Below are 17,521 nucleotides of genomic sequence, written 5' to 3'. Positions count from 1 at the left end.
CCCGCCCCCGGCCGAAAACCGTTCAAGCATGCTTGCTTGTTTCCCCGGACCCTGCCACCCTCCTTCGCATGTCCGCGTCAACGCCATCGCGAGCGCCGCGATCAACGCGACCACCGCTGCCGGCGCGCCTGTTCCCGCCTCCGCCCCCGCTCCGTATCGGGAACGCCTCCGGTTTCTACGGGGACCGGTTCTCCGCGCTCCGCGAGATGCTCACCGGCGGCCCCCTCGACGTCGTCACCGGGGACTATCTCGCCGAGCTGACCATGCTGATCCTCGGCCGCGACCGGCTGAAGGACTCGGGCGCCGGGTACGCCCGGACCTTTCTCCGGCAGCTCGAAGAGACGCTGGGGCTCGCCGTCGAGCGGGGCGTCAAGATCGTGACGAACGCCGGGGGGCTCAACCCCGCCGGGCTCGCCGAGCGGATCGGTGACCTCGCCGAGCGGCTCGGGGTGCCCGTGCGCGTTGCGCACGTGACCGGTGACGATCTGAGTGCCGAGCGCGAGCGCTGGGGCAAGGGGGTCATCACCGCCAACGCCTACCTCGGCGGCGCCGGGATCGCCGAGTGCCTGCGGGCCGGGGCCGATGTCGTCGTCACCGGCCGGGTGACCGACGCGGCCCTCGTCAGCGGGCCCGCCGCCGCGCACTTCGGGTGGTGTGCCGAGGACCTGGACCCGCTCGCCGGCGCCGTCGTCGCCGGGCACGTCCTCGAATGCGGGACCCAGGCGACGGGCGGCAACTACGCCTTCTTCCGCGAGTACGACGTCCGCCGCCCCGGCTTCCCCCTCGCCGAGATCCACGCCGACGGCTCGGCCGTCATCACCAAACACCCCGGCACCGGCGGTGCGGTCACGGTCGGCACGGTCACCGCGCAGCTGCTCTACGAGACGGCCGGGGCGCGCTACCCCGGGCCCGATACGACCGCCCGGCTGGACACCGTCCGGCTCGCGCAGGACGGGCCGGACCGGGTGCGCGTCAGCGGTGTGCGCGGTGAGCGGCCGCCGGACACGCTCAAGGTCGGGCTGACCCGGGCGGGCGGCTGGCGCAACGAGGTCGTCTTCGTGCTGACCGGGCTCGACGTCGAGGAGAAGGCGCAGTTGGCGCAGGAGCAGCTCGAAGCGGCCCTCGGAGACCGGCGGCCCGCCGGAATCCGCTGGACCCTCGCCCGTACCGATCACGCCGACGCACCCGTGCAGGAGGAGGCGAGTGCGCTGCTGCGGCTCGTCGTGCGCGACCGGGACCCGGAGACCGTCGGCCGGGCGGTCGGTGCCGCGGCCGTGGAGCTGGCCCTGGCCTCGTACCCCGGGTTCCACCTCACGGCCCCGCCCGGGAACGGCGCGGTGTACGGGGTGTTCGAGGCGGCGTACGCCGATGCGGAGAGCGTGCGGCACGTCGCCGTGCTGCCGGACGGCACCCGGGTGCCCGTACTCCCGGCGCCCGTGCGGGAGTTCCGCGGGCTGCCCGTGCAGGACGCGTTACCCGAGCCGCTCCCTCCCGGGCCCACCCGCCGGGCGCCGCTCGGGCTCGTCGCCGGGGCGCGCAGCGGGGACAAGGGCGGCAGCGCCAACGTGGGCGTCTGGGTACGGGACGAGACCGCATGGCGCTGGCTCGCCCACGAGCTCACCGTCGAACGGTTCCGGCAACTCCTCCCCGAAACGGCCGCATTGCCCGTCGAGCGGCACGTCCTGCCCAACCTCCGCGCCCTCAACTTCGTCGTCGACGGCCTGCTCGGCGAGGGCGTCGCCGCGCAGGCCCGCTTCGACCCGCAGGCCAAGGCCGTGGGGGAGTGGCTGCGCGCCCGCCATCTGGAGATACCGGAGGAGGTGCTGCCGTGACGGTGCTCGATTCGGCCCTTGATGCCGGCACCCCCGAATTCGCCGCCCACCGCGCCGCCATGCTGGAGAAACTCGCCGCGTTGGACGCCGAGCACGCGAAGGCTCTCGCCGGTGGCGGGGAGAAATACACCGCCCGGCACCGGGCCCGCGGCAAACTGCTCGCCCGGGAGCGGATCGAACTGCTCGTCGACCCGGACACGCCCTTCCTCGAACTCTCCCCGCTCGCCGCCTGGGGCAGTGAATACGCGGTCGGAGCCTCGATGGTCACCGGCATCGGCGTCGTCGAGGGTGTCGAATGCGTCATCACCGCCAACGACCCGACCGTGCGCGGCGGGGCGAGCAATCCCTGGACGTTGAAGAAGGCCCTGCGGGCCCACGAGATCGCCCACGCCAACCGGCTGCCGCTCATCGGGCTCGTCGAGTCCGGCGGCGCCGATCTGCCCTCGCAGAAGGAGATCTTCATCCCCGGCGGGGCGCTCTTCAAGGATCTCACCCGGCTCTCCGCGGCCGGAATCCCCACGGTGGCCGTGGTGTTCGGCAATTCGACGGCGGGCGGCGCGTACGTCCCCGGAATGTCCGACCACGTCGTCATGGTGAAGGACCGGGCCAAGGTCTTCCTCGGCGGCCCGCCCCTGGTGAAGATGGCCACGGGCGAGGAGAGCGACGACGAGTCGCTCGGCGGCGCCGCCATGCACGCCCGCACCTCCGGCCTCGCCGACTATTTCGCGGTCGACGAGACCGATGCGCTGCGACAGACCCGCCGCATCGTCGCCCGGCTCAACTGGCGCAAGGTGCACCCGGATCCGCCGCCCGCCCCACCGCCGTTGTACGACGAGGACGAACTGCTGGGCGTCGTCCCGGGCGACGTCAAAATCCCCTTCGACCCCCGCGAGGTCGTCGCCCGCATCGTCGACGGCTCGGATTTCGACGAGTTCAAGCCGCTCTACGGCACGAGCCTGACGACCGGCTGGGCGGAGCTCCACGGATATCCCGTCGGCATTCTGGCCAATACGCAGGGCGTGCTCTTCAGCGAAGAGTCGCAGAAGGCAGCGCAGTTCATCCAGCTGGCCAATCAGCGCGACATCCCGCTCGTCTTCCTGCACAACACCACCGGCTACATGGTGGGCCGCGCCTACGAGCAGGGCGGCATCGTCAAGCACGGCGCCATGATGATCAACGCGGTGTCGAACTCCCGGGTGCCGCACCTGTCCGTGCTGATGGGCGCCTCGTACGGGGCCGGGCACTACGGGATGTGCGGCCGGGCCTACGACCCGCGGTTCCTGTTCTCCTGGCCGAGCGCCAAGTCGGCCGTGATGGGGCCGCAGCAGCTCGCCGGAGTGCTGTCGATCGTGGCGCGGGCGTCGGCGGCGGCGAAGGGGCAGCCGTACGACGAGGAGGCCGACGCGGGGCTGCGGGCCGTGGTGGAGCAGCAGATCGAGTCGGAGTCGCTGCCCGCGTTCCTCTCCGGGCGGCTGTACGACGACGGGGTGATCGACCCGCGCGACACGCGCACCGTGCTGGGGATCTGCCTGTCCGCGATCCACACGGCACCGGTCGAGGGGGCGCGGGGCGGTTTCGGTGTCTTCCGGATGTGAGGCAAAGCGATGTGGGGCAGAGAGATGTGAGGCAAAGATGATTGCGTCTGTACTCGTCGCCAACCGGGGCGAGATCGCCTGCCGCATCTTCCGCACCTGCCGGGAGCTGGGCATCGGCACGGTGGCCGTGTACGCGGACCCGGACGCGGAGTCCCTGCACGTCCGGGAGGCTGACCGCGCGGTGCGGCTGCGCGGGGCGGCGCCCGCGGACACGTACCTGCGCGGCGACCTGATCGTCCGTGCCGCCCTCGCCGCGGGCGCGGACGCCGTGCACCCGGGGTACGGATTCCTGTCCGAGAGCGCCGCGTTCGCGCGCGCCGTGGCGGACGCGGGGCTGCTGTGGATCGGGCCGCCGCCGGAGGCCATCGCCGCGATGGCCTCCAAGACGCACGCCAAACGGATCATGGCGGAGGCCGGGGTGCCGCTCCTGTCGCCCGTCGCCCCCGAACGGGCCACCGCCGCCGACCTGCCGCTGCTGCTCAAGGCGGCGGCCGGGGGCGGCGGGCGCGGGATGCGGGTGGTGCGCGAACTCGCCTACCTGCCGGGCGAGTCGGCCTCGGCGCGGGCGGAGGCGGAGGCCGCCTTCGGGGACGGCGAGGTCTTCGCGGAGCCGTACGTGGAGGGCGGGCGGCACGTGGAGGTGCAGGTCCTCGCGGACGCCCACGGCACGGTGTGGACCCTGGGGACGCGGGACTGCTCGCTGCAGCGCCGCCACCAGAAGGTGATCGAGGAGGCCCCCGCGCCCGCCCTGCCGGACGCCCTGCGCGCGGAGCTCGCGGAGGCGGCGACGGCCGCGGCGCGGGCGGTGGGCTATGTGAGCGCGGGGACGGTGGAGTTCCTGGTCGGTCAGGACGGCCGTCCGTACTTCCTGGAGATGAACACCCGGCTCCAGGTGGAGCATCCGGTCACGGAACGCGTGTACGGCGTCGACCTGGTGGCCCTGCAGATCCGCGTGGCGGAGGGCGGCCGGCTGGACCCGGAGGGGCCGCCGGAGCCGCGCGGGCACGCGGTCGAGGCGCGGCTGTACGCGGAGGACCCGGGGCGGGGGTGGCAGCCGCGGACGGGGACGGTGCACCGGCTCCGCGTCCCCGCCGACGGCGCGGTACGCACCGATGCGGGGATCGCCGACGGCGGCACGGTCACGCCCCACTACGACCCGCTGCTGGCCAAACTGACCGCCTGGGCGCCCAGCCGGCCGGAGGCCGTCCGCCTGCTGGCGGCGGCGCTGGAACGCGCCGAGATCCACGGCCCGTTCACCAACCGCGACCTCCTCGTGCGCTCCCTCCGCCACCCGGAGTTCGCGGCCGCCCGCATGGACACCGGCTTCTACGACCGGCACCTGTCCGGGCTCGCCGCCCCGCGTGAGGGGGCCCGGCTCGCCGCCCTGGCCGCCGCCCTCGCCGACGCTCAGGGCCGCCACCGCTTCGGCGCCTGGCGCAACCTGCCCTCCCAGCCGCAGGTCAAGCGCTACCGCTCCGATCCGGACGGCGCAGAGCACGAGATCCGCTACCGCATCACCCGCAACGGCGGGCTCGCCGCCGAGGGCTTCGACGGCGTCCGCCTGCTGCACTCCGCACCCGGTCGCATCGTCCTCGAAGTCGACGGCGTACGGCGTCCGTTCGCAGTATCGGCATACGGTCCGCGCATCCATGCAGGCCCCCACGCCCTCACCGCTCTGCCCCGTTTCCCCGAACCCGTCGCCCCGCGGGAGTCCGGCTCGCTGCTCGCCCCCATGCCGGGCACGGTCGTCCGGGTGGCCGGGGACATCGCCGTGGGCGGGCCCGTGCAGGCCGGACAGGCCCTGCTCTGGCTGGAGGCCATGAAGATGGAGCACCGCATCGCCGCACCGGCTTCCGGCACGCTCACCGCCCTGCACGTGGTCCCCGGCCGGCAGGTCGAGGTCGGGGAGGTCCTCGCAGTCGTCACGGAGTCAGCCGTCACGGAGTCAGCCGTCAAGGAGCCAGTCGTCACGGAGAAGGAGGTCTGATGACCCTCATCGAGACCGACGAACAACGCGCCCTGCGCACCGCCGTCGCCGCCCTCGCAGCCCGCTACGGCCACGACTACTTCGCCGCCGCCGCGCGTAGCGGCGGCACCACCGACGAACTGTGGGCCGAGGCAGGCAAATGTGGCTACCTCGGCGTCAACATCCCTGCGGAGTACGGCGGCGGGGGCGGCGGCATCACCGAGCTGGCGATCGTCCTGGAGGAACTGGGCGCCGCAGGCTGCCCGCTGCTCCTGCTCGTCGTCTCGCCCGCCATCTGCGGCACCGTGATCGCCCGCTTCGGCACCGACGGGCAGAAGCGCCGCTGGCTGCCCGGTCTGGCCGCCGGCACCCTCCGCATGGCCTTCGGGATCACCGAGCCGGACGCCGGGTCGAACTCCCACCGGCTCACCACCACCGCCCGCCGCGACGGCGACGACTGGATCCTCACGGGACGCAAGGTCTTCATCTCCGGTGCGGACATCGCCGACGCGACCCTCGTCGTCGGGCGCACCGAGGACGCCCGGACGGGCCGGCTCAAGCCCTGCCTGTTCGTCGTCGAACGCGACGCCCCGGGGTTCGTCCGCCGCCCGATCCCCATGGAACTGGCCGCCCCGGAGAAGCAGTTCGAGCTCGTCCTCGACGACGTCCGGCTGCCCGCCTCCGCCCTCGTCGGCGACGAGGACGCCGGGCTGCAGCAGCTCTTCGCCGGCCTCAACCCCGAGCGCATCATGACCGCGGCGTTCGCGATCGGCATGGCCCGGTACGCGCTCGCCCGGGCCGTCGGCTATGCACGGGTCCGGCAGGTGTGGGACGAGCCGATCGGCGCCCACCAGGCCATCGCCCATCCGCTCGCCCAGGCGCACATCGAGACCGAACTGGCGCGGCTGATGATGTACAAGGCCGCGTACCTCTACGACTCCGGGGACGACGAGGCCGCGGGCGAGGCCGCCAACATGGCCAAGTACGCCGCGGCGGAGGCGGCCGTCCGCACCGTCGACCAGGCCGTGCACACGCTCGGCGGCAACGGCCTCACGAAGGAGTTCGGCCTGGCGGCGCTGATCACGGCGTCGCGGGTGGCGCGGGTCGCCCCGGTCAGCCGCGAGATGATCCTCAACTACGTCTCGCACCGGACGCTGGGCCTCCCCAAGTCCTACTGAAGTCCCTGTCCGGAAAGGATGGTTCGATCATGCCGGTGGTCCGCCGTGCGTACGAGCAGGGCGTCACGACGCTGACGCTCGACTCACCGCACAACCGCAACGCCCTCTCCGCCCGCCTGGTGGCGGAGCTGCACGAGGAGCTCTCCCGGGCGGCGGCGCACCCCGGCACCCGCGCCGTCGTCCTCACCCACACCGGCACCACGTTCTGCGCCGGGGCGGACCTGCGCGACCGGGTGCCCACGGGCCCCGACGGGATGGCCCGGCTGCTGCGCAGCATCGTCGAGCTGCCCAAGCCCGTCGTCGCCCGGGTCACCGGGCACGTACGGGGCGGGGGGATCGGGCTGTTGGGGGCCTGCGACATCACCGCGGCCCGGACGGACACGTCCTTCGCCTTCACCGAGGCCCGGCTCGGTCTGGCGCCCGCGGTGATCTCGCTGCCGCTGCTGCCCCGCCTCGAACCGCGGGCCGTGTCCCGCTACTACCTCACCGGCGAACGGTTCAGCGCGGCGGAGGCGGCCCGTATCGGCCTCGTGAGCGTGGTCGCGGACGACGTGGACGCCGCACTCGTCCCCGTCCTCGACGGCCTGCGCCGCGGCTCCCCGCAGGGCCTGGCCGAGTCCAAGAGACTGGCCACGGCGCAGGTGCGGCGCGCCTTCGACCGCGACGAGGCGGCCCTCGTCGCCCTGTCGGCGCGGCTGTTCGCCTCGGCCGAGGCCCGCGAGGGCATGACGGCCTTCCTGGAACGGCGGGACCCCGCATGGCTGCAGTGACCGCACCCAAGCAGGACCGCAGCCGCCTCACCCGGCAGCGCCTGCTCCAGGCCGCGATCGCCTGCCTGGCCGAACACGGCTGGTCGGGCTCCACGGTGGCGGTCGTCGCGGAGCGGGCGGGGGTGTCGCGGGGCGCGGCCCAGCACCACTTCCGCACGCGCGAGGACCTGTTCACGGCGGCGGTGGAGTACGTGGCCGAGGAACGCTCGGCGGCCCTGCGCGCCCTGCGCGGCCCCGCCTGCCGCACGGCGGTGGTCTCCGAACTGGTCGCCCTCTACACGGGCCCCCTGTTCCGCGCCGCGCTGCAGCTGTGGGTCGCGGCGTCGTACGAGGAACAACTGCGCCCGCGCGTCACGGTGTTGGAGGCCAAGGTGGGCCGCGAGGTCCACCGCATGGCGGTGGAACTGCTCGGCGCGGACGAGTCGGTACCGGGGGTGCGGGAGACGGTGCAGGGCCTGCTGGACATGGCACGGGGGCTGGGCCTGGCGACCCTGCTGACGGACGACGGGGCGCGCCGGGAACGGGTGGTGGCGCAGTGGGTGCGGATCCTGGACGGGGTGCTGGGGAACGGCGGATAGGGGCCTCAGGGCGTGTCCGATGGGTCAGCACGCACCACGGACACCGCCGGGCCCGTGTGCGGGGCGCGGTGTGCCGCGCCCCGCACACGCCTGCTCACACCGTGATGTCGGCGTAGCCCTCGATCTCGCGCGGGTCGCGCGGCCCCGGGCCCACATAGCGGGCCGTGGGGCGCACGAGGCGGCCCGTGCGCTTCTGCTCCAGGATGTGCGCGCTCCAGCCCGCCGTGCGGGCGCAGGTGAACATCGAGGTGAACATGTGCGCCGGGACCTCCGCGAAGTCCAGGACGATGGCCGCCCAGAACTCCACGTTGGTCGCCAGGACCCGGTCCGGGCGGCGGTTGTGCAGCTCCTCCAGCGCCGCCTTCTCCAGCGCCTCGGCGACCTCGTACCGCGGGGCGGCCAGCTCCTTGGCCGTGCGGCGCAGGACGCGGGCGCGGGGGTCCTCGGCGCGGTAGACGCGGTGGCCGAAGCCCATCAGGCGCTCGCCCTTGTCCAGGGCGGCCTTGACGTAGGCCGTGGCGTCGCCCGTGCGCTCGATCTCCTCGATCATGCCGAGGACGCGGGAGGGCGCCCCGCCGTGCAGCGGGCCGGACATGGCGCCGACGGCGCCGGAGAGCGCGGCCGCCACGTCCGCGCCGGTGGAGGCGATGACGCGGGCGGTGAAGGTGGAGGCGTTCATGCCGTGCTCGGCGGCCGAGGTCCAGTACGCGTCGACGGCCTTGACGTGCCGCGGGTCGGGCTCGCCGCGCCAGCGCTTCATGAAGCGCTCGACCACCGTGTCCGCCTTGTCGATCTCGCGCTGCGGCACCATCGGCAGTCCCTGGCCGCGGGCCGACTGGGCGACGTACGACAGGGCCATGACGGCCGCCCGGGCGAGGTTGTCGCGGGCGGTGGCCTCGTCGATGTCCAGCAGCGGTTTGAGGCCCCACACGGGCGCGAGCATCGCGAGGGCCGACTGCACGTCGACCCGGATGTCACCGGAGTGGACCGGGATGGGGAAGGGCTCGGCCGGCGGCAGTCCCGGGTTGAAGGAGCCGTCGACCAGCAGGCCCCAGACGTTCCCGAAGGACACGTGGCCGACCAGGTCCTCGATGTCGACGCCTCGGTAGCGGAGCGAGCCGCCTTCCTTGTCGGGTTCGGCGATCTCCGTTTCGAACGCGACGACTCCCTCGAGTCCGGGTACGAAGTCGGACATCAGGCGGCTCCTCATGATGTGTTCGACAAGCGACTGCTGACCGTCCGGCGGGATCTCCGGCCGATGGTCAAAGAATGTCTGCTGTGGTCTGCTTCTGGCGGTGCCGAGCGGGATACGCGGCTGCGTGGCGCGGCTCGCGGTCCGTTTCGGTCAACCCGGTCATGCCCCGTGCGGCTGTACTTCACCCGGTTCTTCACCCGGCCTCCGCAGAAGGCCTGCTCCGCTCCGGGCCGGAATCGACAGCCGGTGAGGCGGATGTGGCACAGCTGTCCTCTGCGTGATTCTGGGGGTTCGCCGCGCGCGGGGGAAGGTGATGTCCGGCACACGCCCCTTTCCAGGACCCGGAGGTTTGGAACGGGCGGTGCGGGGCAAGCTCGACGCCCCTCCGCCTTCCCCGGGCTCGGCCCGTCCGGCAGGATGAGCCCGTGTCCCATGCCGATGATCTCGATCCCGCCGCCATGCGCGCGCAGTACCGGTCCACCGGCCTCGTGGAGGAGGACCTGGCCGCCGGCCCGTACGAGCAGTTCGGCCGCTGGTTCGCGCAGACCGCCGCGAGCGGGCTGCACGAGCCCAACGCCATGATCGTCTCCACGGCGGACGCCGCCGGACGGCCCAGCTCCCGGACGGTCCTGCTCAAGGCCTACGACGACCACGGCTTCGTCTTCTACACCAACTACGGCTCCCGCAAGGCCCGGGAGATCGCGGAGAACGCCCACGTCTCCCTGCTCTTCCCCTGGCACCCGATGGCCCGCCAGGTCATCGTGACCGGTACCGCCGCCCGGGTGGCGCCGGAGGAGACGGCCGCCTACTTCCGCTCCCGGCCGCACGGTTCGCAGATCGGTGCCTGGGCCAGCGCCCAGTCGACGGTGGCCGCCTCGCGCGCCGAGATCGACGAGGCCTACGAACGCACCGCCGCCCGCTTCCCCGAGGGCGAGCCGGTGCCGGTGCCGCCGCAGTGGGGCGGCTTCCGGGTGACCGCGGAGACCGTGGAGTTCTGGCAGGGGCGCGAGCACCGGCTGCACGACCGGCTGCGGTACGTGCGCACGGAGGGCGGCGGCTGGCGCGTCGAACGGCTCTGCCCGTGAGGGTGCCGCAACGCAGACGATCCGTGGGCCGGTGACCGCCGCGCCTTGCGGCGCGGCGGTGCCGAGCGGACGACTCGGCGGCCCACGGATCGGGTGACTGCCTGGGATTGGCCGGCAACGCCGGCATTGCGCTCTGCGCGACGACGGGCGCTAGCCCGCAGTCACCTCACGCGTCCGGATGTAAACCATGTCCCGAACCACCTCCCTTCTCGTGTGCCCCACAGCCTAGGAACGCCCCCGGCGGGGTCACAACCGGTTTTTCCCGTGAACGGATTTCACGGAAGACGGCGCGGTGTCCGTCACGGTCGAGTTGAATGACCCGTCGTGCAGGACATGCAGACGCGTCCAGCAGGGGGTACCCCGTGACCGTTCCACATTCCTCAGGCCCTGCCGCAGCCGCCTCCGACAGCGACGACCACGACCTTCTCGTCGCGCTCCTCGACGGCATGGACGCCGCGCTGTTCGCCATCGACGCGAACGGCACGGTGACGCACTGGAACCGCGAGGCCGAGCGGATACTCGGCTGGACCGCGGAAGAAGCCGTCGGACGGTGCGGGCTGGCGGGCTGGGCGGTGCGCGACGCGGATGCGGAAGAAGTGACCGCCCGGCTGCTCGGTGCGATGAAGGCGCAGGGCCGGCAGGTCGACGAATTCGCCCTGCTGACCAAAGAGGGCGGCCGGATCCTCGTCCGCGTGCAGTCCTCCGTGGTGCACGGCGCGGACGGCAGACCGGCCGGTGTGTACTGCGCGTTCAGCGAAGTGCACACGCAGATCGACCTGGAGCGCTCGGTCGCCCTCAGTGAGGCGCTGTTCGGCGAGGCGTCCTGGGGCGTGGTGCTGGTCGACGCGGACCTGAGGCCCGCGCTGGCCAACGCGCACGCCGCGCGGGCGCTGCGGACGAGCCGCACGGCCCTGCTGGGCCGGCCGCTGGGGGAACTGCTCGAACAGGGCGTGGAGGACCTGGAGGGCGCCCTCCAGCACGTCCTCGCCGCGGGCGCGCCGCCCGCGCCGACGGACCTGTGGGTGACGCTGCGGGGCGACCGGGGAGCCCCGGTGCCGGAGCGGCGCTGCTGGCGCTCGGGGTTCCTGCGCCTGGCCACCCCGCTGGCGGAGGAACCGGTGCCGCTCGGAGTGGCCTGGCTCTTCCTGGACGTCACCAAGACGCGGCTCGCCGAACAGGAGAGCGCCAGGCTGCGGTTCCGGGGCAGCCAGCTGCACCGCGCGGGGCGCGCGGTGGCGGAGTGCGAGGACCCGATGGAGGCGGCGGCGCTCTACATGGACTTCGCGCTGGCCGGCTTCGCGGACCACGCCCTGATCGACCTGCTGACGGACGACGGGGCCGCACCGGACGGCCCGATCCGGCTGGTCCGCGCCGCGGCCACGCCGGCCGGCGCCCCCGGCCAGACGCCCCCGCCGGGCGGCGGCCTGCCGGTCCCGTACATGGACGGCCACCCGGCCCTCCAGGCGGTCGAACGCTGCGGCTCGGTCCGCGCGGCCTCGGACCGCACGGAGGACTGGGCGGCGGCCCGCAAGTGGCCGGACGGCACACGCCACGCCCTGTCGACGGCACTGCGGAGCCGCGGCAGGACGGTCGGGGTGGTGACGTTCCTGCGCGGCGCGTCCCGCAGGGCGTTCGACCGGGCGGACGCGATGTACGCGGAGGACATCGCGTCCCGGGTGGCGGCCTCGGTGGACCTGGCGGGGGAACTGGGCGCCCCGTAAGGGGGGGCGGGGCTGTTACTCGTGGGCGCGATCAGCCACAGACGACCCGCAGTCGAATCAGTACCGGAAGAAGATCCGGTCTCTGTACTCGGCCAGTACCCGGCCGTTCCACTCGTGCCCCCCATCGACGTTGCCGGAGCGAAGCACCGGCGGATTGACACCCCGCGCGGCAAGCTCTCCGGTGGCGGACGCCACGATGGCCTGCAGAGCCGCGCTGGCGACAACGGTGGACGCAGGCCCGAACCGCCCCCCGACGCCCTCGGCAGAGAGCTCGGCATCGCCAGGCGCCACCTTGCTGTCGATGACGACGTCGCAGTGGTCCTTGAGGAACGTCCCGGACACGTGCCGGGACTTCGTCTCCTCCGCGTACGCCAGCGACGTCAGGCCGACGACCTTCAGTCCGAGCGCCCGGGCGTTCATGGCCATCTCCACCGGCAGCGAGTTCCGCCCGGACAGCGAGATGACGATCAGCAGGTCGCCCGGCTGTGCCGGACTCGTGTCGAGGACGGCACCGGCGAGCCCGTCCACCCGTTCGAGCGCGCTGCCGAGCGTCGCCGGCATCACGTCCACGCCCACGGCCCCCGGCACGGACAGGAGGTTCATCAGGGCGAGGCCGCCCGCCCGGTAGACCACGTCCTGTGCCGGCAGCGAGGAGTGGCCGGCGCCGAAGACGAACAGCCGTCCGCCCGCCTCGACCGTGTCGGCGATCAGGGAACCGGCCGCGGCGATCGCCCCGGCCTCCTCGTCGCGCACCCGCTGGAGCAGTCCGATCGCGGCGTCGAGGAACTGCCCGGCCAACTGGTGCTCGCTCATCGCTCAGGGACTCCTTGTGCGTCGGGGGCGCGCGGATCACGTTGCGGTCTGCACCGGCGCCCTGTCAATACGGGGCGGCCCCGGCGGGGCCGTACGCGGCACCCTTGTCGGTGGTATGCGTCAGAATTGAGTCCAGGGCCAGGCCAGCGCACTACTTATCGAGGGGCACGCATGTCCGGACTGATCGACACCACGGAGATGTATCTCCGCACCATCCTTGAGCTGGAAGAGGAAGGTGTGGTCCCCATGCGCGCCCGCATCGCCGAGCGGCTCGACCAGAGCGGCCCGACGGTGAGCCAGACCGTGGCCCGCATGGAGCGCGACGGGCTGGTGACGGTCGCCGGGGACCGCCACCTGGAGCTCACCGAGGAGGGCCGCCGCCTGGCCACGCGCGTGATGCGCAAGCACCGGCTGGCGGAGTGCCTGCTCGTCGATGTGATCGGCCTGGAGTGGGAGCAGGTGCACGCCGAGGCCTGCCGCTGGGAGCACGTGATGAGCGAGGCCGTCGAGCGCCGGGTGCTGGAGCTCCTGCGGCATCCGACGGAGTCGCCCTACGGCAACCCGATCCCGGGCCTGGAGGAGCTGGGGGAGAAGGCCGAGGCCGATCCGTTCCTCAACGCCGGCATGGTCAGCCTGATGGAGCTGGAGCCCGGCACCGAGGGCAAGACCGTGGTCGTCCGCCGCATCGGCGAGCCGATCCAGACGGACGCCCAGCTGATGTACACGCTGCGCCGCGCCGGGGTGCAGCCGGGCGCGGTCGTCAGTGTGACGGAGTCCCCCGGCGGGGTGATGGTGGGCAGCAGCGGCGAGGCCGCCGAGCTGGAGCCGGACATCGCCTCGCACGTCTTCGTCGCCAAGCGCTGACCCGACGCTCCCCCCGGCCGTATCCGGGGGTGTCCCCAGGGGCGGCAGATGCCGCCCCTTCCGATCAACTCCCCCTCTTTCCGCCCGGAGTCGGCGGAATCGGCGCGCCCGGGCCCGAGCCGTGCCAGGCTGGCGCTGAGGCATATGCACACGCGCGCCGCCGACCGGGGGAGGGGGCTTGGGTCCGATGAGGCCGCTGGGGCGTTCCGATGCTCCGTATGCCGCCGCCCGCCTGCACGACGAAGGGCCCCGGCGCCCTGTCGGGCTGCCGGGGCCCCACCTCCCCGTAATCCCCCGTGGCGACCCGGAGCCCCGAGCTCCCAGGGTGCGCCGCGCGGACCTTCTTCCCCGAGCGGTCCGCGCCCAGGTCGATTCCTCCCCGTGGTGCAGACGGCCAATCCTGCCGCCCGGTCACTCGAACGAGGGGTGTTGCGCGTCGTAACCGTGTATTCGAATGGACGTTCAATAAAGTGAAGCTGCCAGTCAGGCTGCCGGTTCAGGTGGAGCTGCTCGGGGGAGAAGCGAGGTGCCAGGAGTCATGGTGCGGCGTATCGAGGTGAGCGGAAGCGGCGGAGTGCGGCTTGCCGCCTGGGAGTTCGCCGACCCGGCGGCGGCCGGGGCCGGCGGCCGGGGTCCTGGCGGAGTGCTCCTGCTCCACGGCCTGCTGGGCCGCGCCGCGCACTGGACGGAGACCGGCCGCTGGCTCTCCCCGCGCCACCGCACGGTGGCCCTGGACCAGCGGGGCCACGGCCGCAGCGACAAGCCGGTCGGCGGTCCGTACGTCCGCGAGGCCTATGTGGCCGATGCGGTGGCCGCCATCGAGCAGCTCGGCCTGGCGCCCGTCACCCTCGTCGGCCACGCCATGGGCGCCCTCACGGCCTGGCAGCTGGCCGCCCGGCACCCCGAGCTGGTGCGGGCGCTGGTCATCCTGGACATGCGGGCCTCCGCCCTGGGCGCGGCCACCCAGCGCCAGTGGACGGAGTGGTTCCGCTCCTGGCCGGTCCCGTTCGCGACGCTCGCGGACGTGCGCAAGTGGTTCGGCGAGGAGGATCCGACGCTGGAGAAGCCCGCTCCGGCCCGGGGCGACTTCTACGCCGAGGTGATGGCCGAGCGGGCCGACGGCTGGCGGCCGTTGTTCTTCCGCCGCCAGATGCTGGCCGCGCGCGAGGCCTACGCGCATGACGCGCACTGGGAGGAGCTGGCCATGGTGGCGTGCCCGACGCTGGTCGTGCGCGGCCTGGACGGCGCCCTGGGGCGTGCCGAGGCCCAGGAGATGGTCCGGGTCCTGCCGCGCGGGCAGTACGCGGAGATCCCCGACGCGGGGCACCTCGTCCACTACGAGCGGCCGGAGAGCTGGAGGCAGGTGGCGGAGCCCTTCCTGGACGCGGCGGTTCCGGCCTAGGGCCTGCCCCGTGGGTCGGCGCAGGCCCCGCGATGCCCCCAGCTACCTCCCCCAGCTACCGCTGGGGGTGCCCCCAGGAGGTGCCCCCAGCGCCAGACGCCGCGGGGCCCGCACTGACCCATCGGACACGCCCTGGGGGGTGCGGGAAGAAGCGGGGGCGCATTAATTCAACGGGCGTTGACATAGCCCGTTGCCGGGTGTCCACTGGCAGTAGGCACAGCACCGTGCCCGCGCAGCCGCCCAGCGGCCGTCCCTCGGGAGTCAGCCATGTCCGCCATGCCCGCTCGCCCCGAACACACCGCAGACGTCCTGGTCGTCGGAGCCGGCCCCACCGGGCTGCTGCTCGCCGGCGATCTCGCCGCCGCCGGCGTCCGCGTCGTCGTGCTGGAGAAGCGCGCGCAGGAGTCCAACCTCACCCGTGCCTTCGCCGTCCACGCCCGCACCCTCGAGCTCCTCGACGCCCGCGGCCTCGCCGAGAAGCTCCTCGCCACCGGCAGCTTCCTCCCCGGCATCCGCTTCTTCGGCCCCACCCGCGCCGACCTGACCAGGCTGCCCAGCCGCTTCGCGGGCGTCCTGATGACCCCGCAGTACGAGACGGAGCGCGTCCTGGAGGAGCGCGCCGTCAAGCTCGGTGCCGACATCCGCCGCGGGGTCCGGCTGACCGGCCTGCGGCAGGACGCGGACGGGGTCGAGGCCGACGTCGAGGGCGCCGACGCCCCGTTCCGCGCGCAGTACGCGGTCGGCGCGGACGGGGTGCGCAGCGCGGTCCGGGAAGCACTCGGCATGCCGTTCCCCGGGCAGTCCGTCCTGCGCTCGGTCATGCTCGCTGACGTCCGCATGGACGCCCCGCCGGAGGCGCTGCCCGCCTTCCGCGGCGTCGACGCGGGCTTCGCGTTCGCCGTGGCCTTCGGCGACGGCTGGTACCGCGTCATCGCCTGGGACCGGGACAGCGACCTGCCGGAGGACGCCCCCGTCGACATGGACCGGGTGCGCGCCGTCGTACGCGCCACGTTCGGCACCGACTTCGGCATCCGGGACGCACGGTGGACCTCGCGGTTCCACAGCGACGAGCGCCAGGTACCGCGGTACCGCGAGGGCCGGGTGTTCCTGGCGGGCGACGCGGCCCATGTGCACTCGCCCGCGGGCGGCATGGGCATGAACGCCGGCCTCCAGGACGCGGCCAACCTCAGCTGGAAACTGGCGGCCGTGCTCGCCGGCCGCGCGGACGACGCCCTCCTCGACACCTACCACGACGAACGGCACCCCGTGGGGGCGGCCGTCCTGCGCATGAGCGGCGCACTGATCCGCGCGGCGCTCGCCGACACCCGCCTCAAGCGGGGCGTACGCAACGCGGCGGTCGCGGCCGGCTTCCTGGCGCCGTTCGCCATGGACCGGGCGATGATGTTCGTCTCGGGCATCGGCATCGCCTACCCGGCCCCTCCCGGGGCGCACCGCCTGGTCGGGCACCGCGCGCCGGACGTCCCGCTGGCGGAGACGGAGAACGGACCGTCGCGCCTGTACGAGGCGCTGCGCGCGGGGGCGTACGTACGCGTGGTGCCGCGGGAGGCGAAGGGGAGGCGTGAGGAGGACGGGGTCCTCACGGTGATGCGGGCCGATGCGGGGGAGGTGTCGTTGCTGGTGAGGCCGGACGGGTATGTGGCGGAGGCCGGTTGAGGCCGTTGCAGCCTCAACCGCCGGACGGACCGCTGTATCGATGTGCGGCTCCGCCGCGTGGCAGTCCGTCCGGCGTTTGAGGACGAGCGGCGATAGCCGCGATCGACCTGCGCAACCGCCGCCTCAGCGGCACCGCGCATCGGCCGCCTCGCGGCCGCACGCGTACGCCAGGGCGCTGACGAGCTCCTCCGCATCCGGCAGCCACCGGTTCGCCGCCGTCGGCTGCCGGGCCCACTGCACCCGCCCCCGGTTGCCGATCCTGCTCGGCGGTGCGACCACGTAGTCGGCCTCGCCGCGGGCGATCAGGTCCAGCGTGGCCGGCGACCAGCCCAGCTTCCGCGTCGCGTCCGGCACCTTCAACGCCCCGCCCGGCAGCACGAAGAACTGCATCCGCCGGAACGGCGTGCAGGTGATCGGGCCGAGTTCGATGCCCATGCGCTCCATGCGCGCCAGCGCCAGGAAGCCGGCGGACTCGGAGACGTCGAGCGCGTCGAAGGTGCGACCGGTCGGCAGGAGGATCGAGGCGCGGGGCTGTTTCGTCCACAGGCGGCGTGCCGTCGAGGCGCTGCCCGTGGCCTGTGAGGCCCAGTCGGGACGGGCCGGATGGGCGCCCGGTGCCGGGCAGTCGGGCTCGCCGCAGGAGCAGCGCTCCCGGCCGTCGACGGCCTCCAGCCAGGTGCCTGCGAATACGTCCCAGTGCCGCTCTTCCGCGTACCGTGCCGCGGCCTCGAGCACGTGCTCGCCGCGTTGTTGGGGGATGCGCGGTGCTCCTACTCCGATGGTCTCTTCCACGTTCATCACAACTCCCCTTGTCACCAGGGGTTACGGCCGTCGCACGGGGATGTGGC

At 73.4% G+C, this 17,521-nt stretch carries 14 protein-coding genes; 11 read left to right on the top strand and 3 right to left on the bottom strand.

From position 1 onward, the window contains the following. Nucleotides 1-68: 68 nt before the first annotated feature. The 6 genes from ACLHRZ_RS38505 to ACLHRZ_RS38480 are packed head-to-tail and all read left to right on the top strand — an operon-like array spanning nt 69 to nt 7,919. Nucleotides 69-1,832, top strand: a complete 1,764-nt coding sequence (locus ACLHRZ_RS38505; RefSeq protein WP_490423233.1) for an acyclic terpene utilization AtuA family protein — start codon at nt 69-71, stop codon at nt 1,830-1,832. Continuing rightward, nucleotides 1,829-3,427 carry an acyl-CoA carboxylase subunit beta gene (locus ACLHRZ_RS38500; protein WP_490423232.1) on the top strand — a complete coding sequence of 533 codons (1,599 nt, stop codon included), beginning with the start codon at nt 1,829-1,831 and terminating at the stop codon, nt 3,425-3,427. Before ACLHRZ_RS38505 ends, ACLHRZ_RS38500 begins: the two co-directional genes overlap by 4 nt. Before the next feature lie 37 nt (nt 3,428-3,464). Beyond that, nucleotides 3,465-5,414, top strand: coding sequence for an acetyl/propionyl/methylcrotonyl-CoA carboxylase subunit alpha (locus tag ACLHRZ_RS38495; protein WP_490423231.1), 1,950 nt, complete (start codon nt 3,465-3,467; stop codon nt 5,412-5,414). After that, nucleotides 5,414-6,571 (top strand): acyl-CoA dehydrogenase family protein, encoded by a 1,158-nt coding sequence (locus ACLHRZ_RS38490; RefSeq protein ID WP_490423230.1) that lies wholly within the window; start codon nt 5,414-5,416, stop codon nt 6,569-6,571. The genes ACLHRZ_RS38495 and ACLHRZ_RS38490 overlap by 1 nt, the downstream gene beginning before the upstream one ends. Before the next feature lie 29 nt (nt 6,572-6,600). Next, complete coding sequence (locus ACLHRZ_RS38485; RefSeq protein ID WP_490423229.1) at nt 6,601-7,341, top strand: enoyl-CoA hydratase family protein; 741 nt, start codon at nt 6,601-6,603, stop codon at nt 7,339-7,341. After that, nucleotides 7,329-7,919 carry a TetR/AcrR family transcriptional regulator gene (locus ACLHRZ_RS38480; protein ID WP_490423228.1) on the top strand — a complete coding sequence of 197 codons (591 nt, stop codon included), beginning with the start codon at nt 7,329-7,331 and terminating at the stop codon, nt 7,917-7,919. The genes ACLHRZ_RS38485 and ACLHRZ_RS38480 overlap by 13 nt, the downstream gene beginning before the upstream one ends. A gap of 94 nt (nt 7,920-8,013) precedes the next feature. On the opposite strand, the gene ACLHRZ_RS38475 is transcribed toward ACLHRZ_RS38480, so the two are convergent. Further along, entirely contained in the window at nt 8,014-9,114 is a 1,101-nt protein-coding gene (locus ACLHRZ_RS38475) for a citrate synthase 2 (RefSeq protein WP_490423227.1), read from the bottom strand. Between the two features lie 458 nt (nt 9,115-9,572). Between ACLHRZ_RS38475 and pdxH the strand changes: the two genes are divergently transcribed. Both pdxH and ACLHRZ_RS38465 read left to right on the top strand, forming a co-directional pair. Next, nucleotides 9,573-10,199, top strand: coding sequence for a pyridoxamine 5'-phosphate oxidase (gene pdxH, locus ACLHRZ_RS38470; protein WP_490423373.1), 627 nt, complete (start codon nt 9,573-9,575; stop codon nt 10,197-10,199). A gap of 314 nt (nt 10,200-10,513) precedes the next feature. Beyond that, nucleotides 10,514-11,920, top strand: coding sequence for a PAS domain-containing protein (locus ACLHRZ_RS38465; RefSeq protein WP_490423226.1), 1,407 nt, complete (start codon nt 10,514-10,516; stop codon nt 11,918-11,920). Between the two features lie 57 nt (nt 11,921-11,977). Here the strand turns inward: ACLHRZ_RS38465 and ACLHRZ_RS38460 are convergent, their stop codons facing one another. After that, nucleotides 11,978-12,733 carry an SIS domain-containing protein gene (locus tag ACLHRZ_RS38460; RefSeq protein WP_490423225.1) on the bottom strand — a complete coding sequence of 252 codons (756 nt, stop codon included), beginning with the start codon at nt 12,731-12,733 and terminating at the stop codon, nt 11,978-11,980. Between the two features lie 171 nt (nt 12,734-12,904). On the opposite strand from ACLHRZ_RS38460, the gene ACLHRZ_RS38455 reads away from it, so the two are divergent. From ACLHRZ_RS38455 to ACLHRZ_RS38445, 3 genes are all read left to right on the top strand, one after another. Further along, complete coding sequence (locus tag ACLHRZ_RS38455) at nt 12,905-13,597, top strand: iron-dependent transcriptional repressor DtxR (protein WP_336414740.1); 693 nt, start codon at nt 12,905-12,907, stop codon at nt 13,595-13,597. Between the two features lie 538 nt (nt 13,598-14,135). After that, nucleotides 14,136-14,999 carry an alpha/beta fold hydrolase gene (locus tag ACLHRZ_RS38450; protein WP_490423224.1) on the top strand — a complete coding sequence of 288 codons (864 nt, stop codon included), beginning with the start codon at nt 14,136-14,138 and terminating at the stop codon, nt 14,997-14,999. A 267-nt stretch (nt 15,000-15,266) separates the two neighbouring features. Then, nucleotides 15,267-16,673: an FAD-dependent monooxygenase gene (locus tag ACLHRZ_RS38445; protein WP_490423223.1), complete on the top strand. Its 1,407-nt coding sequence runs from the start codon at nt 15,267-15,269 to the stop codon at nt 16,671-16,673. Nucleotides 16,674-16,796: 123 nt separating this feature from the next. Here the strand turns inward: ACLHRZ_RS38445 and ACLHRZ_RS38440 are convergent, their stop codons facing one another. Beyond that, nucleotides 16,797-17,465 (bottom strand): bifunctional DNA primase/polymerase, encoded by a 669-nt coding sequence (locus ACLHRZ_RS38440; RefSeq protein WP_490423372.1) that lies wholly within the window; start codon nt 17,463-17,465, stop codon nt 16,797-16,799. Nucleotides 17,466-17,521 lie beyond the last annotated feature (56 nt).

The organism is Streptomyces sp. AM25, assembly GCF_058146165.1.
Note: the sequence above shows the minus strand (reverse complement) of the source record. Positions and strands in the feature narration are given on the sequence as shown.